Raw genomic sequence first — 16,313 nt, 5'->3', positions numbered from 1 at the left:
AAGAGATTTTTAATTAAAGAAAGGTCGTGAATAAAGTGGCCGAACAATCATTTGACGTTAATGAAGTTATTAAAGATTTTCCAATTTTAGAGCAACAAGTTAATGGCAAACGTTTAGCTTATCTTGATTCAACTGCGACAAGCCAAACACCAGTTCAAGTATTAAATGTATTAGATGATTATTATAAGCGCTATAACTCTAATGTACACAGAGGTGTTCATACATTAGGTTCGTTAGCTACAGATGGATATGAAAGTGCTCGTGAAACAGTAAGACGTTTCATTAATGCAAAATATTTTGAGGAAATCATCTTTACACGAGGTACAACAGCGTCTATTAACATTGTTGCGCATAGCTATGGTGATGCTCATGTTGAAGAAGGTGATGAAATTGTAGTTACTGAAATGGAGCATCACGCTAATATCGTGCCATGGCAACAACTTGCCAAACGTAAAAAGGCATCATTAAAGTTCATCCCAATGACTGATCAAGGTGAACTCAATATCGATGACATTAAAGCAACAATTAATGATAAAACTAAGATTGTTGCTATCGCGCATGTTTCTAATGTATTAGGGACAATTAATGATGTAAAAACGATAGCAGAAATTGCACACCAATATGGTGCTATCATTAGTGTTGATGGTGCACAAGCAGCGCCACATATGGCATTAGATATGCAAGATATTGATGCAGACTTTTATAGTTTTAGTGGTCATAAAATGTTAGGACCTACAGGTATCGGTGTGTTATATGGTAAGCGCGATCTACTTAAAGACATGGAACCTGTTGAATTTGGTGGCGATATGATTGATTTTGTAAGTAAGTATGATGCTACGTGGGCAGACTTACCAACTAAATTCGAAGCAGGAACACCTTTAATTGCACAAGCAATTGGTTTAGCCGAAGCCATACGTTACATTGAAAAATTAGGATTCGAAGCTATCCATCAACATGAAAAAGAATTAACAGAGTATGCATACGAACAACTATCAGAAATTGAAGGTTTAGACATTTATGGCCCGCCTAAAGATAGACGTGCAGGTGTCATTACATTTAATTTAGCTGATATTCATCCGCATGATGTTGCAACTGCTGTTGATACAGAAGGTGTTGCGGTAAGAGCAGGACACCATTGTGCGCAACCATTAATGAAATGGTTAGGCGTTTCTTCAACTGCCAGAGCAAGCTTTTATGTATACAATAATAAGCAAGACATCGACCAATTTGTATATGCATTGAAACAAACGAAGGAGTTTTTCTCTTATGAATTTTAATAATTTAGATCAACTTTATCGATCTGTAATTATGGATCATTATAAAAATCCTAGAAACAAGGACGTATTAGACAATGGCTCGATGACTGTTGATATGAATAATCCAACATGTGGTGACCGTATTCGACTTACCTTTGATATAGAAGATGGCGTTATTAATGATGCTAAATTTGAAGGTGAAGGTTGTTCAATCTCTATGTCTAGTGCTTCAATGATGACTGAAGCGGTAAAAGGTCATACATTAGCTGAAGCAATGCAAATGAGTCAAGAATTCACGAAAATGATGCTAGGTGAAGACTACGAAATTACTGAAGAAATGGGAGACATTGAAGCATTACAAGGTGTTTCTCAATTCCCTGCACGTATTAAGTGTGCCACTTTAGCTTGGAAAGCGCTCGAAAAAGGGACAGTTGAAAAAGAAGGTAAATCAGAAGGAACTACAGAAGAATAAAACTGGAGATGTTTCTATCTGACATAACGGGTAAACATAAACTAGATAATGAATATTATCATTCATGTTGGCTTTTTACTTTCCTTAATCGTTGTTATAATATGATAACAATTTAATACTTGTAATTAAAAATCTCGCACATGACGTTTAAATATATATAAGGAGTGATTGAAATGGCTAAAAAAGCACCTGATGTTGGGGATTACAAATATGGTTTCCACGACGAAGATGTTTCCATTTTCAGATCAGAACGAGGTCTAACTGAAAATATAGTTAGAGAAATTTCAAAAATGAAAGATGAACCTGAATGGATGCTTGATTTCCGTTTGAAAGCTTTAAAATTATTCTATAAAATGCCAATGCCTCAATGGGGTGGCGACTTATCAGAATTAGACTTTGATGACATTACTTACTACGTAAAACCATCAGAACATACTGAACGTTCATGGGATGAAGTACCTGAAGAAATCAAACGTACATTTGATAAATTAGGTATTCCTGAAGCTGAACAAAAATATTTAGCAGGTGTATCTGCTCAATATGAATCCGAAGTTGTTTATCACAACATGGAAAAAGAATTAGAAGAAAAAGGTATCATCTTCAAAGACACTGATAGTGCATTACGTGAAAACGAAGATTTATTCCGTGAGTATTTTGCAACAGTTATTCCAGCAGCTGACAACAAATTCGCGGCATTAAATTCAGCTGTTTGGTCAGGTGGATCATTTATTTACGTACCTAAAAACGTTAAATTAGATACACCATTGCAAGCTTATTTCCGTATTAACTCTGAAAACATGGGACAATTTGAACGTACATTAATCATTGCTGATGAAGGTGCTTCAGTAAACTATGTAGAAGGTTGTACTGCACCTGTTTATACAACAAGCTCTCTACACTCAGCAGTAGTTGAAATTATTGTTCATAAAGATGCACACGTACGTTATACTACAATTCAAAACTGGGCAAATAATGTTTATAACTTAGTTACTAAACGTACATTTGTTCATGAGAATGGTAATATGGAATGGGTTGACGGTAACTTAGGTTCTAAATTGACGATGAAATACCCTAACTGTGTATTACTTGGTGAAGGTGCAAAAGGTAGCACATTATCAATTGCATTTGCAGGTAAAGGACAAGTTCAAGACGCAGGTGCAAAAATGATTCATAAAGCACCAAATACGTCTTCTACTATTGTTTCTAAATCAATTTCTAAAAATGGTGGTAAAGTTATCTATCGTGGTATTGTTCATTTTGGACGAAAAGCGAAAGGTGCGCGTTCAAATATCGAATGTGACACATTAATTTTAGATAATGAATCAACTTCAGATACAATTCCATATAATGAGGTATTTAACGATAATATTTCATTAGAACACGAAGCTAAAGTTTCTAAAGTATCAGAAGAACAATTATTCTATTTAATGAGTCGTGGTATCTCTGAAGAAGAAGCGACTGAAATGATTGTTATGGGCTTCATTGAACCATTTACAAAAGAATTACCAATGGAATATGCGGTAGAAATGAATAGATTAATCAAATTCGAAATGGAAGGATCTATTGGTTAATTGTAACTTATAGATGAACATCGTTTGATATAATTTGAGATATCAATCTCAGTCATTGCTAGCCAATGGATTTTATGATCCGTTGGCTAGTTTTTTTATTTGGGTATTTCAAGTAAAATACTTTATAAGTTCACGCTATGGACTGAATAGTTTAAAAAACTTATTCAAGGGAATGTTTTAATTATTATTAAAGAAAATTTGTATGAATAAGGAGTATGCCTCATGATTATAGCTATCATATTCTTATTAATCGTATCATTCTATTTATCACTTAGTGAAACAGCGTTAACGGCAGCAAATAAAAGTAAATTTCAGACTGAAGCGAAAAATGGTGATAAAAGGTCACAAAAACTTTCCCAATTATTAGATAAACCAAGTGAGTTTATAACAACTATATTAATCATAAAAAATATAAGTAATATTATATTGCCAGTGTTTGGTACCATTCTTGCTATAAAAATGCAATTTAATGTATTAGCTGTGCTAGTCATCATGATTATATTCATTGTATTAGTATCTGAAGTGATACCCAAAGCAATCGCAGCAGCAAATCCTGATAAAACATCACGTATTGTTTATCCAATCATTCGCACATTAGTTATTATTCTTAAGCCAATTACAAAATTGTTGAATACTATAACAAGTAAAATTAGTAAATCATTATCAAAAGATAGAGCTGATGATAATCAGTATACTAAAGAAGAAATACGTACAATGTTGATTGTGGCAGGACGTGAAGGTGCATTTAATGAGACAGAACAAAATCGATTAAAAGGTGTATTAGATTTCGAAAACCTTAAAATAAAAGATGTAGATACAACTCCGCGTATTAATGTTGTAGCATTTCCAAAAGATATTTCATTTGATGAAGCATATGACACCGTTATGAAAGAACCATATACCCGTTATCCAATTTATGATGAAGATATAGATCATGTCATAGGTGTATTCCATTCTAAATATCTGTTAGCATGGAGTAAGAAAAAATACGAATCAATAACTAATTTCTCATCAGAACCATTATTCGTAAATGAACATAATAGGGCTGAATGGGTACTTAGAAAAATGACGATATCTAGAAAACATTTAGCAATCGTACTAGACGAATTTGGTGGAACAGATGCAATCGTGTCACATGAAGATTTAATTGAAGAGCTGCTAGGAATGGAAATTGAAGATGAATTAGATAAAGAAGAAGAAGAAAAATTAGAAAATCAAACCTATCTCAATAAAACGAAGCGTAACAAATAGAAAAGGTGAGTAATATGTGGAATGACAATAAGTTAACACGTCTATTAGGCATTCAATATCCAATTATTCAAGCAGGTATGGCCGGCAGTACTACTGCATCTTTAGTTGCTACTGTCAGCGAAAAAGGTGGACTTGGTACAATAGGAGCTGGATATTTTAGTATCGATCAGTTGGAAAGTGAAATTAAAGCAGTTAAAGAAAAGACCACTCAACCTTTTGGGGTCAATTTATTTGTACCTCATCAAAATGCTACAGCAAATCCACAACAGGTCGAACATATGAATGCATGGTTAAAACCGTATAGGAGAGCTTTTCATTTAGAGGAACCAGTGATTAACATAGATGAAACTCAAAAATTTAAAGAAGCTATAAATATGATTATTAAGTATAATGTACCAATCTGTAGTTTTACATTCGGTATTCCTGATGCATTAACTATTGAAAAGTTAAAAGAACATCAAGTGATATTAATTGGTACAGCAACAACAGTAGAAGAAGCTATAGAAAATGAAAAAGCAGGAATAGATATTGTTGTAGCTCAAGGAAGTGAAGCAGGTGGACATAGAGGGTCATTTTTACAAATTAGTCATAATGTAGAACCAATGGTTGGCACAATGTCTTTAGTACCTCAAGTGGTCGATCATGTATCTATACCTGTTGTCGCAGCTGGTGGTATTATGGATGAAAGAGGTTTACTTGCCAGTCTAATGTTAGGAGCACTAGGTGTGCAAATGGGAACTGCATTCTTAACTTCTCATGAAAGTGGAGCAAACGAGTTACTTAAAGACACTATATTAAAAAGTAAAGAGACTGATACAGTGGTCACTAATGTTTTTAGTGGTAAAAATGCTCGTGGCATTAATAATCAATTCGTTAAAGAAATGAGCGAATATCAAGGAGTTATACCAGATTACCCGATTCAAAACCAGTTAACTACTCAAATTAGAAAGGCTGCAGTACAACAAGGTGATAGTGAACTAACTCATATATGGAGTGGTCAATCACCAAGATTAGCTGAAAAGCAAAATGCAGCAAACTTAATAGAACGTATGGTCAGTCGTATCAGTGATATGTCCAATTTATAATTGTTAAATCAAACGCTCTCTTAAATAATTAAGGGAGCGTTTTTATTATTTGATGCATTATCTGTAGGTGCCTATAGATTAATAAGAATCTGTGAATTTGAAATAGATAAAGTGAATCGTCGTTTTATTATGTGGTATCATTAATTTGGTGATATAAATGATAAATATAGGTCTAACTGGTTGGGGAGATCATGATACATTATATGAAGATCTAGCTAGAAAATCAGATAAATTAAAAACATATGCAAGTCATTTTCCTATTGTAGAACTTGATGCATCATACTATGCGATTCAACCAGAACGAAATATCAAGAAGTGGATAAGTGAGACACCAGAAAGGTTTCAATTTGTAGTTAAAATACATCAAGCTTTGACACTACATGCAGATTTTAGAGATTTTTCAGATACACGCCAAGAACTATTTGATGCATTTAAAGAAATGTTGGCACCATTACAAGAAAGTCATAAACTAGCTATGGTACTGGTACAATTTCCACCATGGTTTGATTGTTCTAGTCAAAATATCAAGTATATTTTATATGTTAAACAACAACTGCAAGACTATCCAATGTGTGTTGAATTCAGACATCAGTCTTGGTTTAATGATCAATTTAAAGAGGAAACATTGTCCTTTTTAACTGAACATCAAATTATTCATGCAGTTGTAGATGAACCACAAGTCAAAGATGCAAGTATCCCACTTGTAAATAGAATAACCAGTGATATCGCTTTTGTTAGATATCATGGACGAAACGTACATGGTTGGACAAAAAAAGATATGACAGATCAAGAATGGCGAGATGTAAGATATTTATACAATTATAATGAAACAGAATTACTGGATTTAGCACAAAAAGTTAAAATTTTAGAACAAAAAGCTAAACAAGTATACGTTGTTTTTAATAATAATTCTGGTGGTCATGCAGCTCAAAATGCTAAAACATATCAAAATATTCTCGGTATTGACTATGAAGGACTAGCACCACAACAACTAAAATTATTCTAAGAGGCGAAAGTAAATGTTATTAACGATTTTATTATTAATTATCATTGGTGGATTGTCAGCGATTATAGGTTCAATAGTAGGTATTGGCGGAGGCATCATTATTGTACCTACATTAGTCTATCTTGGAGTCGATCATAGTATATTACATGGTATTACGACTCAAATCGCAATAGGGACATCGTCTGTCATTCTCATTGTGACTGGGTTGTCATCCTCATTAGGCTATTTAAAGACGAAACAAGTTGATATAAAAAATGGCTCTATTTTCTTATTTGGATTATTACCAGGGTCATTAATTGGGTCTTTTTTAAGTCAATATTTAACATTAAAGTCATTTAATCTCTATTTTGGGATATTTATGATTTTTGTAGCCATATTGTTAATGGTAAGACATAAAATTAAACCATTTAAAATATTTAATAAACCTCAATACGAAAAAACATATATAGATGCAGAAGGTAAGACATATCATTATAGCGTACCACCATTCGTTGCTTTTGTTGCTACTTTATTGATCGGTATTCTTACAGGATTGTTTGGTATTGGTGGAGGTGCATTAATGACGCCGTTAATGTTAATTGTATTTAGATTTCCACCGCATGTAGCAGTTGGAACAAGTATGATGATGATTTTCTTTTCAAGTGTGATGAGTTCAATTGGACATATCATACAAGGTCATGTAGCTTGGGATTATTCAATTGTTCTTATTATTTCTAGTTATATAGGCGCTAAAATTGGTGTTAAAGTCAATCATTCGATTAAGTCTGACACAGTCGTCATGTTGTTACGTACTGTAATGTTGCTAATAGGTGCATATTTAATTATTAAATCTATTATTTAAAAGTTAAAAGTACATATAATCTATTCGTTTTAACGATACATGTTACATTATATATGACCTTATAAAATCATTTTAAAAAGGGGGAAGTATTTTGAAGTTAACTATATACCATACTAATGATATTCATAGTCATCTCAACGAATATGCACGTATTCAATCATATATGACAGAACATCGCTCAAAACTTCAACATCCCTCACTATATTTGGATATAGGTGATCATGTTGATTTATCAGCACCGATTACACAAGCAACCCTAGGAAAGAAAAATATAGAATTATTAAATGAAGCTAAATGTGATATTGCAACAATAGGTAATAACGAAGGTATGACAATTTCGCATGAGGCATTACAAAATTTATATACAAATGCACAATTTGAAGTGATTTGTGCTAACGTATTTGATGAAGAGGGACGTCTGCCTAACCGTATAGCATCATCATATATAAAAGAAATAGATGGTGTACGTATATTATTTGTAGCGGCAACAGCACCATTTACACCATTTTATAGAGCTTTGGATTGGATTGTTACAAATCCACTCGAATCCATCAAAGATGAAATTAAAGCAAACGATGGACAATATGATGTACTAATTGTAATGAGTCATGTAGGTGTATTTTTTGATGAAAAATTATGCCAAGAAATTCCGGAAATTGATTTAATTCTTGGTAGTCATACACATCACCATTTTGATCATGGCCAAATGAATAATGGAGTCTTAATGGCAGCAGCTGGGAAGTATGGACATTACTTAGGAGAAGTGAACTTAACAATTGAAAATAAAAGCATAACTCGGAAGACTGCGTGCTTACATCCGTTAGAAACGTTACCAGAAGTTCAAACCAACTTTGATGAGGAAGGAAAGGCGATGATGCGTACGCCAGTTGTGAATCACCCGCTTAAGTTAGATAATAAAACAGATGTAATCACAAAAACGTCGTATTTATTAGCAGAAAGTGTCTATGAATTCACAAATGCAGATTGTACAATTATAAATGCAGGTTTAATTGTAAAAGGCATTGAAGCGGATGAAATAACGGAATTTGATATTCATCGCATGTTACCTCATCCCATCAATGTTGTAAGAGTAAAATTGACAGGCGAAGAACTTAAAGAAGTCATTGTTAAAAGTCAAAAGCAAGAGTATATGCACGAACATGCTCAAGGCCTTGGATTCCGTGGAGATATTTTTGGGGGATATATTTTATATCGATTAGGTTTTATTGAATCAGAGGGACGTTATTTTATAGATGGAAAAGAAATACAAAATGATGAACATTATATTTTAGGAACAGTAGATATGTATACATTTGGTAGATATTTCCCATCGTTGAAAGGACTTCCAACAGAATATATAATGCCCGAATTTTTACGAGATATATTTAAACAAAAGTTACTGGAATTTTAAAATAACAATAGATTAGATTTTAATTTACTGTTAATTTCGTTATAATAATAAAGAGAGAGATTAAACAGGAGGGTATGCGTTGTTATGGCTACAAAAAATGAGGAAATACTACGAAAACCAGATTGGTTGAAAATAAAGCTAAACACGAACGAAAACTATACTGGCCTTAAGAAAATGATGCGCGAAAAGAATTTACACACTGTTTGCGAAGAAGCAAAGTGTCCAAATATACATGAGTGTTGGGGAGAAAGACGTACAGCTACATTTATGATTTTAGGAGCTGTATGTACACGTGCTTGTCGTTTCTGTGCCGTTAAAACTGGTTTGCCTAATGAATTAGATTTAAATGAACCAGAACGTGTTGCAGAATCAGTAGAATTAATGAACTTAAAACATGTTGTTATTACTGCTGTAGCTCGTGATGATTTACGTGATGCGGGTTCAAATGTTTATGCTGAAACAGTAAGAAAAGTTAGAGCAAGAAACCCATTCACTACAATCGAGATTTTACCGTCAGACATGGGTGGTGACTACGACGCGTTAGAAACTTTAATGGCATCTAAACCAGATATCTTAAACCACAATATCGAAACAGTTCGTCGTCTAACACCTAGAGTTCGTGCTCGTGCAACATATGATCGTACGTTAGAATTCTTACGTCGTTCTAAAGAATTACAACCAGATATTCCTACAAAATCAAGTTTAATGGTTGGCTTAGGGGAAACAATGGAAGAAATTTATGAAACAATGGATGATTTACGTGCTAATGATGTAGATATTTTAACTATAGGCCAATATTTACAACCATCACGTAAACATTTAAAAGTTGAGAAATATTACACACCATTAGAATTTGGTAAAATGAGAAAAGTAGCAATGGAAAAAGGATTTAAGCATTGTCAAGCAGGACCATTAGTACGTAGTTCTTATCATGCAGACGAACAAGTTAATGAAGCTGCAAAAGAAAGACAACGTCAAGGTGAAGAACAATTAAATAGCTAATCATAGTAATGACATTCATTAAATGAAGTTGAATGTTTTGATAGAACCACTTTCTTTATGAGAATAAATGAAGTGGTTCTTGTTTTTTAGATTATTTATGTAGTATACGAAAGTGAGTAAAATTGTATATTAAAGGCTAAAATTGTTAAAATAGAGACATAATCATTCGAAAAGTGGATTAGGTGAAAAAATGATAAAAGTAGAACAACAATATTTTGAATTAATAGAAGATTATAGAGCATGTTTCGATGAAGAAATATTTGCCAACAGATATTCAGATATATTAGATAAATATGATTATGTCGTAGGAGACTTTGGATACGATCAATTACGTTTAAAAGGATTCTATAAAGATACAAACAAAAAAGCTGAAATCAGTAAACGCTTCTCAAGTATTCAGGACTACTTATTAGAATATTGTAATTTTGGGTGTCCTTATTTTGTAGTAAAGCATTTATCTAAAAATGAAGTGAAACAACAAATAGATGATCCAGCAATTATAGATCAAGAAGATAAATTGCATGATGTTAAAATACAACCTACAATCCAAGATACTGAAAAATAAAACAATAAATTAACAATATTCAATAAAAGTAAATCTCCCTCTGTAAACGCTAGCGTAAACAGAGGGAGATTTACTTTTATTGAATAACCTCATTTAGATATTCAATGATTTCATCGCCTTCTTCAGCTGATACCCCAAGAATATGAGCGATATAACCTTCCTCTTCAATATCATCTGAACCTATGATACCAAATTTATTAGTTTGCATATTTAAGACAAGTGTTTTTCCATAATGACGATCTGTTTGTACTAACATTAAGTCGTATCGACTATGTTCTCCAACAAAGCCAACGAATTGAACTTGGCTTTGTTCTTCATCATCATATAAATACATATCAATCATTTTTATGACCCCTTTAATACGAAATTTACTAAAGTTAGTATAACGACAAATGAAGTGTACTGCAAAGTTGTGATATGATTAAGATAATAAGAGGTGACTAAGGAATGTATTTTGTAGATAAAGATAAACTATCAGAAAAACTAAATTACTTACAACAATTAACAAATGATTATGAAACAAATAAAACAAATCAATATGCATTTGAAAGAATTGCACAAATGTTAATCGAATCTTCAGTCGATATTGGCAATATGATTATTGATGGATTCATTTTAAGAGATCCAGGTAATTATAAAGATGTTATCGATATTTTAGAATTGGAAAACGTCATTTCAAAAGAGACACAAGAGCATATTAATCAAACTGTTGATGTTAGAAAGCAATTTGCACACAACTACATTCAACTAGATACTAAGGAAATTGAACCGTTATTTGACCATGCATTACCATATTATAAACAATTTATTAATGAGGTTGTGCAATTTCTAAATAATGAAAATGTTCCAATTACTGCATTTGGTAAAGGAGAGAATTAAGCGTGAAGCATTACAAGGCATATTTAATTGATTTAGATGGAACGATGTATAAAGGTACGGATGAAATTGATGGTGCAAGTCAATTTATTGATTATTTAAATCAACATCAAATTCCTCATTTATATGTAACAAACAACTCAACAAAAACACCTGAACAGGTCGCAGCAAAACTACATGAAATGAACATTGATGCATCAGCTAATGAAGTGGTTACATCTGCATTAGCAACTGCAGATTATATCTCAGAAAAATCACCAGGTGCTTCTGTTTATATGTTAGGTGGAGAAGGTCTACATACTGCGCTTACTGAAGCTGGACTTGAAGTTAAAGATGATGAAAATGTAGATTATGTGGTCATAGGTTTAGATGAAAATGTAACGTATGAAAAACTTGCGATTGCAACACTAGCAGTCAGAAACGGTGCAACATTTATTTCAACAAATCCAGATGTCTCAATACCAAAAGAGCGTGGTTTTTTACCTGGTAATGGAGCGATAACAAGTGTTGTGACAGTATCTACTGGGGTTCAACCACAATTTATCGGTAAACCGGAAACAATCATTATGGAAAAATCATTAGATATACTACAACTTGATAAACAAGATGTGGCAATGGTTGGAGATTTATATGATACTGATATTATGTCAGGCATTAATGTTGGTATTGATACGATACATGTACAAACAGGTGTAACAACATTTGAAGAAATTCAAACAAAAGATGTACCACCAACGCATTCATTCAAAGATTTAAATGAAGCCATTACCGAATTAGAAAAATAAATTTATGAAGGTGAGAGGAGATTGTAAATTGAATAAAATTATTGTAACACGTCAAATCCCTCAAAAATTCATATCACAATTAGAAGACATCGCAGAGGTAGTCGTTTGGAATGAGTCTTTGATACCCATGCCTAGAGATAAATTTTTAGCGGAAGTACAAGATGCTATAGCATGTTTTATCACATTAAGTGAAACAATAGACGAAACATGTCTTGCAAATGCATCACATCTAAAAGTAATCGCAAACATGGCAGTAGGATATGATAATATTGACGTTAATATAGCTAAACAAAAAGGTATCATAGTTACTAACACACCGGAAGTACTTACCGAGACAACTGCTGAATTAGGTTTTACTTTAATGTTGGCAACTGCACGTCGAATTGTTGAAGCAGAAAAATATGTTCAAGATGGTCAGTGGAAGAGTTGGGGACCATATTTATTGTCAGGAAAAGATGTCTATGGATCAACAATTGGTATATTCGGAATGGGTGACATTGGAAAAGCATTTGCCAAACGATTAAAAGGGTTCGACACTAACATTCTTTATCATAATCGTTCCAGACATGAAGATGCAGAACGTGATTACAACGCGTCATTTGTATCATTTGAAGAACTATTAGAGAACAGTGATTTTGTTGTTTGTACTGCGCCCTTGACGGACGAAACTAAATACAAATTCAATGCCGAAGCTTTTGCAAAGATGAAAACAGATGCCATTTTTATCAATATCGGTAGAGGTGCAATTGTGAACGAAAATGATTTAGTACATGCATTGAATACTGGACAAATTTTGGCATGTGGACTAGATGTGTTGGAGCAAGAGCCGATTGATGTAGAGCACCCACTACTTAAAATGCCTAATGTAGTGATTGTTCCTCATATAGGAAGTGCCTCAGAATATACGCGAGATCGTATGGTGCAATTGTGTGTTGATAATATTAAAGCAGTTCTTAATAATGAACCAGCCATAACACCTGTATCAAGTTAAATAATATATAAAAGCTTGTTTACTTAGATAGAAAAGTAAACAAGCTTTTTGATTGAATAATGGCTAATCTAACAATTTTGTTATATGATCTGTAATTGTTTAATTCACGCTTAAGATTTAGAATAATAATATTCACTAAATAAATACTCATGCATAAGATAGATATCAAGACATTGGATTAAGCAGATAGTGGTTTTAATGTTTAAAATTTGTTTTGAATTTCACTCGAAGAATGAGTATAATGAATTATAAAAATAAAATATAAATTATTAATTATATATCGGATTTGTTTAAAGAGACTATGAATCATTTATAGCTTTAAATAAAGATATTTAAATTTTAGGAGAGGTGCCAAATGAAGTCCAAAGGTAAGGAACCTACGAATAAGTATTACCTAGCAATGAAACCGTACCTTTTAACATTGTTATATTTAGCAATATTTATAGCACTATATTTAATTTATGGAAGCGGAGATACACAGAATAACTTCATTTATAATGAATTTTAATGAGGGAGAAAACTATGACAGATATTATTAATATTCTCAGTCAATTGAGTAAAGAACAACCAGACGCAATTGCAGTAAGACATACGACTGAAGAAATCACTTATAAAGAACTAGATGAATTTTCTAGTAAGCTTGCACATCAACTTCAAGGTAGTCAACAACCTATGATTTTATTTGGACATATGTCGCCATTTATGATTGTAGGAATGATTGGTGCAATTAAAGCAGGATGTGGATATGTACCTATCGATACGTCAGTGCCAGAAGAACGTGTGAAGATGATTATCGATAAAGTACAACCTGAATATATCTTTAATACTACTGATTACACTTTGGAACAACAAAGCGCTCAAGTTATCACAATTGAAAACGTTGAGAATTCACAAGACCCTGTAATATTTGATAGCCAAATGAAGGCTAATGATGTTGTATATACAATCTTCACATCAGGTTCTACAGGAGAACCTAAAGGTGTACAAATTGAATATGCAAGTTTAGTTGAATTTGCGGAATGGATGGATTCATTGAATCAATCTGGGAATGGTCAAGAGTGGTTAAATCAAGCACCGTTTTCATTTGATTTATCTGTAATGGCTATTTATCCATGTTTAGTTTCAGGAGGTACATTAAACTTAGTTGATAAAGATATGATTAATAAACCTAAATTATTAAATGATATGTTACAAGCGACACCAATTAATATTTGGGTTTCTACACCATCATTTATTGAAATGTGTTTATTATTACCGACTTTAAATGAAGAACAATATGGTAGCTTGAATCACTTCTTCTTCTGCGGAGAAATTTTAGGACATAGAACTGCTAAAGCGTTAGTAGATCGATTCCCTAATGGTACGATTTATAATACGTATGGACCTACAGAAGCGACAGTTGCAGTGACTAGTATACAAATTACACCAGAGGTACTAGAACAATATAATCCACTTCCAGTAGGTGTTTCTAGACCAGGTACTAAATTGACGACAACTGAAGATGGTGAATTAGTTATTCAAGGTCAAAGCGTCAGTGTTGGATATTTGAAAAACGAAGAAAAAACAGCTGCTGTGTTTAATTTTGAAGATAGAGTAAGAACTTATCATACAGGTGATAAAGCTAAAGAAGAAAACGGCTTATGGTTTATACAAGGTCGAATCGACTTCCAAATTAAATTAAATGGTTATCGTATGGAATTAGAAGAAATAGAGTCGCAATTACGTGATTCTGACTTAATACGCGAAGCCATAGTAGTACCAGTATATAAAAATGATAAAGTCATTCATTTGATTGGTGCGGTCGTATCAACACAAGAAGTTGAAGATGACAGACAAATGACTAAAGCTATTAAAGACGAACTGAAATCACGCTTACCAGAGTACATGATTCCGAGAAAGTTTGTTTGGATGGAGCAATTACCATTAACATCTAATGGTAAACTTGATCGTAAAAAGATTGCTGAGGTAGTTAACGGATGATACCTTATGGCACATTTACATTCTTCTTAATATCATTTATTGTACTTATTCCTGTTATAATTCTTGGCTTTTTAGGTAAGCGAAGCTATATATATAACGGTATTAGTACGGCATTTATGATTGTATTTATCTTTTCTTCAGATAAGCACAATTTATTTGGACAAAAGTACTTAAGCGTACAGTTAATAAGTTTTATCATATATATCATTTGGCAAGTTGCCTTAATCATGTTTTATTATAAATCTAGACAGAAAAATAACACATTTGCCAAATTTGTAACTATCATGATTCTGTCTATATTACCTTTAGCATTAGTTAAAGTGTTACAAAGTACTTGGCTAGGTGGTCACCAAATTCATTTCCATGAAAGCAAATTAATTGAATTTGTAGGATTCCTTGGAATATCTTATGTGACATTCAAAAGTGTTCAATTGATTATGGAAATACGTGATGGGTCTATTAAAGAAATTAAAGTAGGGAAATTAATCCAATTTATATCATTCTTCCCAACTATTTCTTCTGGACCAATTGACAGATATAAACGATTTGTTAAAGATGATAAAAAGGTTCCATCTGGTGGAGAATACAGAGAATTAGTGTTAAAAGCGATCCACATGATTATGATAGGCTTTTTATATAAATATATTATTGCCTATTTCATTCAAGTATATGCGATAAATCCATTACAAATGAATTTACATGGATTCACACATATGTGGTTATATATGTATGCATATAGTTTTTATCTATTCTTTGACTTTGCAGGTTATAGTTTATTTGCTATAGCGCTTAGTTATTTATACGGAATTAAAACACCACCTAACTTTAATAAACCATTCCAATCTAAAAATATTAAAGATTTCTGGAATAGATGGCATATGACATTATCATTCTGGTTTAGAGATTGTATATATATGAGATCTTTATTCTATATGTCTCGTAAAAAGATGTTTAAGAGCCAATTAGCAATGTCAAATATTGCATTCTTCCTTAACTTCTTTATTATGGGGATTTGGCACGGTTTAGAAGTTTACTATATTGTATACGGTTTATACCATGCAGCATTATTTATAGGTTATGGTTATTATGAAAAATGGAGAAAAAAACATCCACCACGTTGGCAAAATAAATGGACTACAGCATTAAGTGTAGTGATTACTTTCCATTTTGTTGCGTTTGGCTTTTTAATTTTCTCAGGTAAATTTATTTAATAAAGGAGTA

Annotated in this window: 17 protein-coding genes; 16 read left to right on the top strand and 1 reads right to left on the bottom strand. The window is 32.5% G+C overall.

The features are described 5' to 3' along the window. Positions 1–26 precede the first annotated feature (26 nt). The 10 genes from JX000_RS09220 (at position 27) to JX000_RS09175 (ending at position 10,460) form a co-directional block, all read left to right on the top strand. Positions 27–1,277, top strand: a complete 1,251-nt coding sequence (locus JX000_RS09220; protein ID WP_206140647.1) for a cysteine desulfurase — start codon at positions 27–29, stop codon at positions 1,275–1,277. Continuing rightward, positions 1,267–1,728, top strand: coding sequence for a Fe-S cluster assembly sulfur transfer protein SufU (gene sufU, locus JX000_RS09215; RefSeq protein WP_206140646.1), 462 nt, complete (start codon positions 1,267–1,269; stop codon positions 1,726–1,728). The genes JX000_RS09220 and sufU overlap by 11 nt, the downstream gene beginning before the upstream one ends. Before the next feature lie 173 nt (positions 1,729–1,901). Beyond that, a complete protein-coding gene (sufB, locus tag JX000_RS09210; protein ID WP_002450844.1) occupies positions 1,902–3,299 on the top strand; it encodes a Fe-S cluster assembly protein SufB in 1,398 nt (465 codons plus the stop codon). A gap of 222 nt (positions 3,300–3,521) precedes the next feature. Next, on the top strand, positions 3,522–4,550 hold the full coding sequence (locus tag JX000_RS09205; RefSeq protein ID WP_124228467.1) for a hemolysin family protein: 1,029 nt from the start codon (positions 3,522–3,524) through the stop codon (positions 4,548–4,550). Between the two features lie 14 nt (positions 4,551–4,564). Next, entirely contained in the window at positions 4,565–5,635 is a 1,071-nt protein-coding gene (locus JX000_RS09200) for an NAD(P)H-dependent flavin oxidoreductase (RefSeq protein WP_206140645.1), read from the top strand. Between the two features lie 157 nt (positions 5,636–5,792). Then, positions 5,793–6,641 (top strand): DUF72 domain-containing protein, encoded by an 849-nt coding sequence (locus JX000_RS09195; protein WP_124228465.1) that lies wholly within the window; start codon positions 5,793–5,795, stop codon positions 6,639–6,641. 13 nt (positions 6,642–6,654) lie between these two features. Beyond that, positions 6,655–7,482, top strand: coding sequence for a sulfite exporter TauE/SafE family protein (locus JX000_RS09190; protein ID WP_002450840.1), 828 nt, complete (start codon positions 6,655–6,657; stop codon positions 7,480–7,482). A 91-nt stretch (positions 7,483–7,573) separates the two neighbouring features. Continuing rightward, the gene (locus tag JX000_RS09185; RefSeq protein WP_124228464.1) at positions 7,574–8,893 is read left to right on the top strand and encodes a bifunctional metallophosphatase/5'-nucleotidase; all 1,320 of its coding nucleotides are present in this window, start codon (positions 7,574–7,576) and stop codon (positions 8,891–8,893) included. Between the two features lie 84 nt (positions 8,894–8,977). Beyond that, complete coding sequence (lipA, locus tag JX000_RS09180) at positions 8,978–9,895, top strand: lipoyl synthase (RefSeq protein ID WP_002450838.1); 918 nt, start codon at positions 8,978–8,980, stop codon at positions 9,893–9,895. Positions 9,896–10,085: 190 nt separating this feature from the next. Then, positions 10,086–10,460: a YutD family protein gene (locus JX000_RS09175; protein ID WP_002450837.1), complete on the top strand. Its 375-nt coding sequence runs from the start codon at positions 10,086–10,088 to the stop codon at positions 10,458–10,460. A 76-nt stretch (positions 10,461–10,536) separates the two neighbouring features. Here the strand turns inward: JX000_RS09175 and JX000_RS09170 are convergent, their stop codons facing one another. Next, positions 10,537–10,803: a DUF3055 domain-containing protein gene (locus JX000_RS09170; RefSeq protein ID WP_002450836.1), complete on the bottom strand. Its 267-nt coding sequence runs from the start codon at positions 10,801–10,803 to the stop codon at positions 10,537–10,539. A 104-nt stretch (positions 10,804–10,907) separates the two neighbouring features. Between JX000_RS09170 and hepT the strand changes: the two genes are divergently transcribed. The 6 genes from hepT to dltB all read left to right on the top strand — a co-directional run bounded on the left by hepT (position 10,908) and on the right by dltB (position 16,303). Beyond that, the gene (hepT, locus tag JX000_RS09165) at positions 10,908–11,339 is read left to right on the top strand and encodes a type VII toxin-antitoxin system HepT family RNase toxin (protein WP_002450835.1); all 432 of its coding nucleotides are present in this window, start codon (positions 10,908–10,910) and stop codon (positions 11,337–11,339) included. Positions 11,340–11,341: 2 nt separating this feature from the next. Then, the gene (locus JX000_RS09160; protein WP_002450834.1) at positions 11,342–12,121 is read left to right on the top strand and encodes a TIGR01457 family HAD-type hydrolase; all 780 of its coding nucleotides are present in this window, start codon (positions 11,342–11,344) and stop codon (positions 12,119–12,121) included. Between the two features lie 28 nt (positions 12,122–12,149). Then, positions 12,150–13,112, top strand: a complete 963-nt coding sequence (locus JX000_RS09155; RefSeq protein WP_124228462.1) for a 2-hydroxyacid dehydrogenase — start codon at positions 12,150–12,152, stop codon at positions 13,110–13,112. A gap of 355 nt (positions 13,113–13,467) precedes the next feature. After that, positions 13,468–13,620, top strand: a complete 153-nt coding sequence (locus tag JX000_RS09150; protein WP_002466673.1) for a teichoic acid D-Ala incorporation-associated protein DltX — start codon at positions 13,468–13,470, stop codon at positions 13,618–13,620. Between the two features lie 14 nt (positions 13,621–13,634). Then, on the top strand, positions 13,635–15,092 hold the full coding sequence (dltA, locus tag JX000_RS09145) for a D-alanine--poly(phosphoribitol) ligase subunit DltA (RefSeq protein ID WP_124228461.1): 1,458 nt from the start codon (positions 13,635–13,637) through the stop codon (positions 15,090–15,092). Beyond that, the gene (gene dltB / locus JX000_RS09140) at positions 15,089–16,303 is read left to right on the top strand and encodes a D-alanyl-lipoteichoic acid biosynthesis protein DltB (protein WP_145505864.1); all 1,215 of its coding nucleotides are present in this window, start codon (positions 15,089–15,091) and stop codon (positions 16,301–16,303) included. Before dltA ends, dltB begins: the two co-directional genes overlap by 4 nt. The last annotated feature ends 10 nt before the right edge of the window (positions 16,304–16,313 follow it).

Origin of the sequence: Staphylococcus sp. SB1-57 (genome assembly GCF_017086425.1) — a bacterium.
GTDB classification, from domain to species: Bacteria; Bacillota; Bacilli; order Staphylococcales; family Staphylococcaceae; genus Staphylococcus; species Staphylococcus warneri_A.
This window is presented reverse-complemented; position numbering and strand designations above follow the sequence as displayed.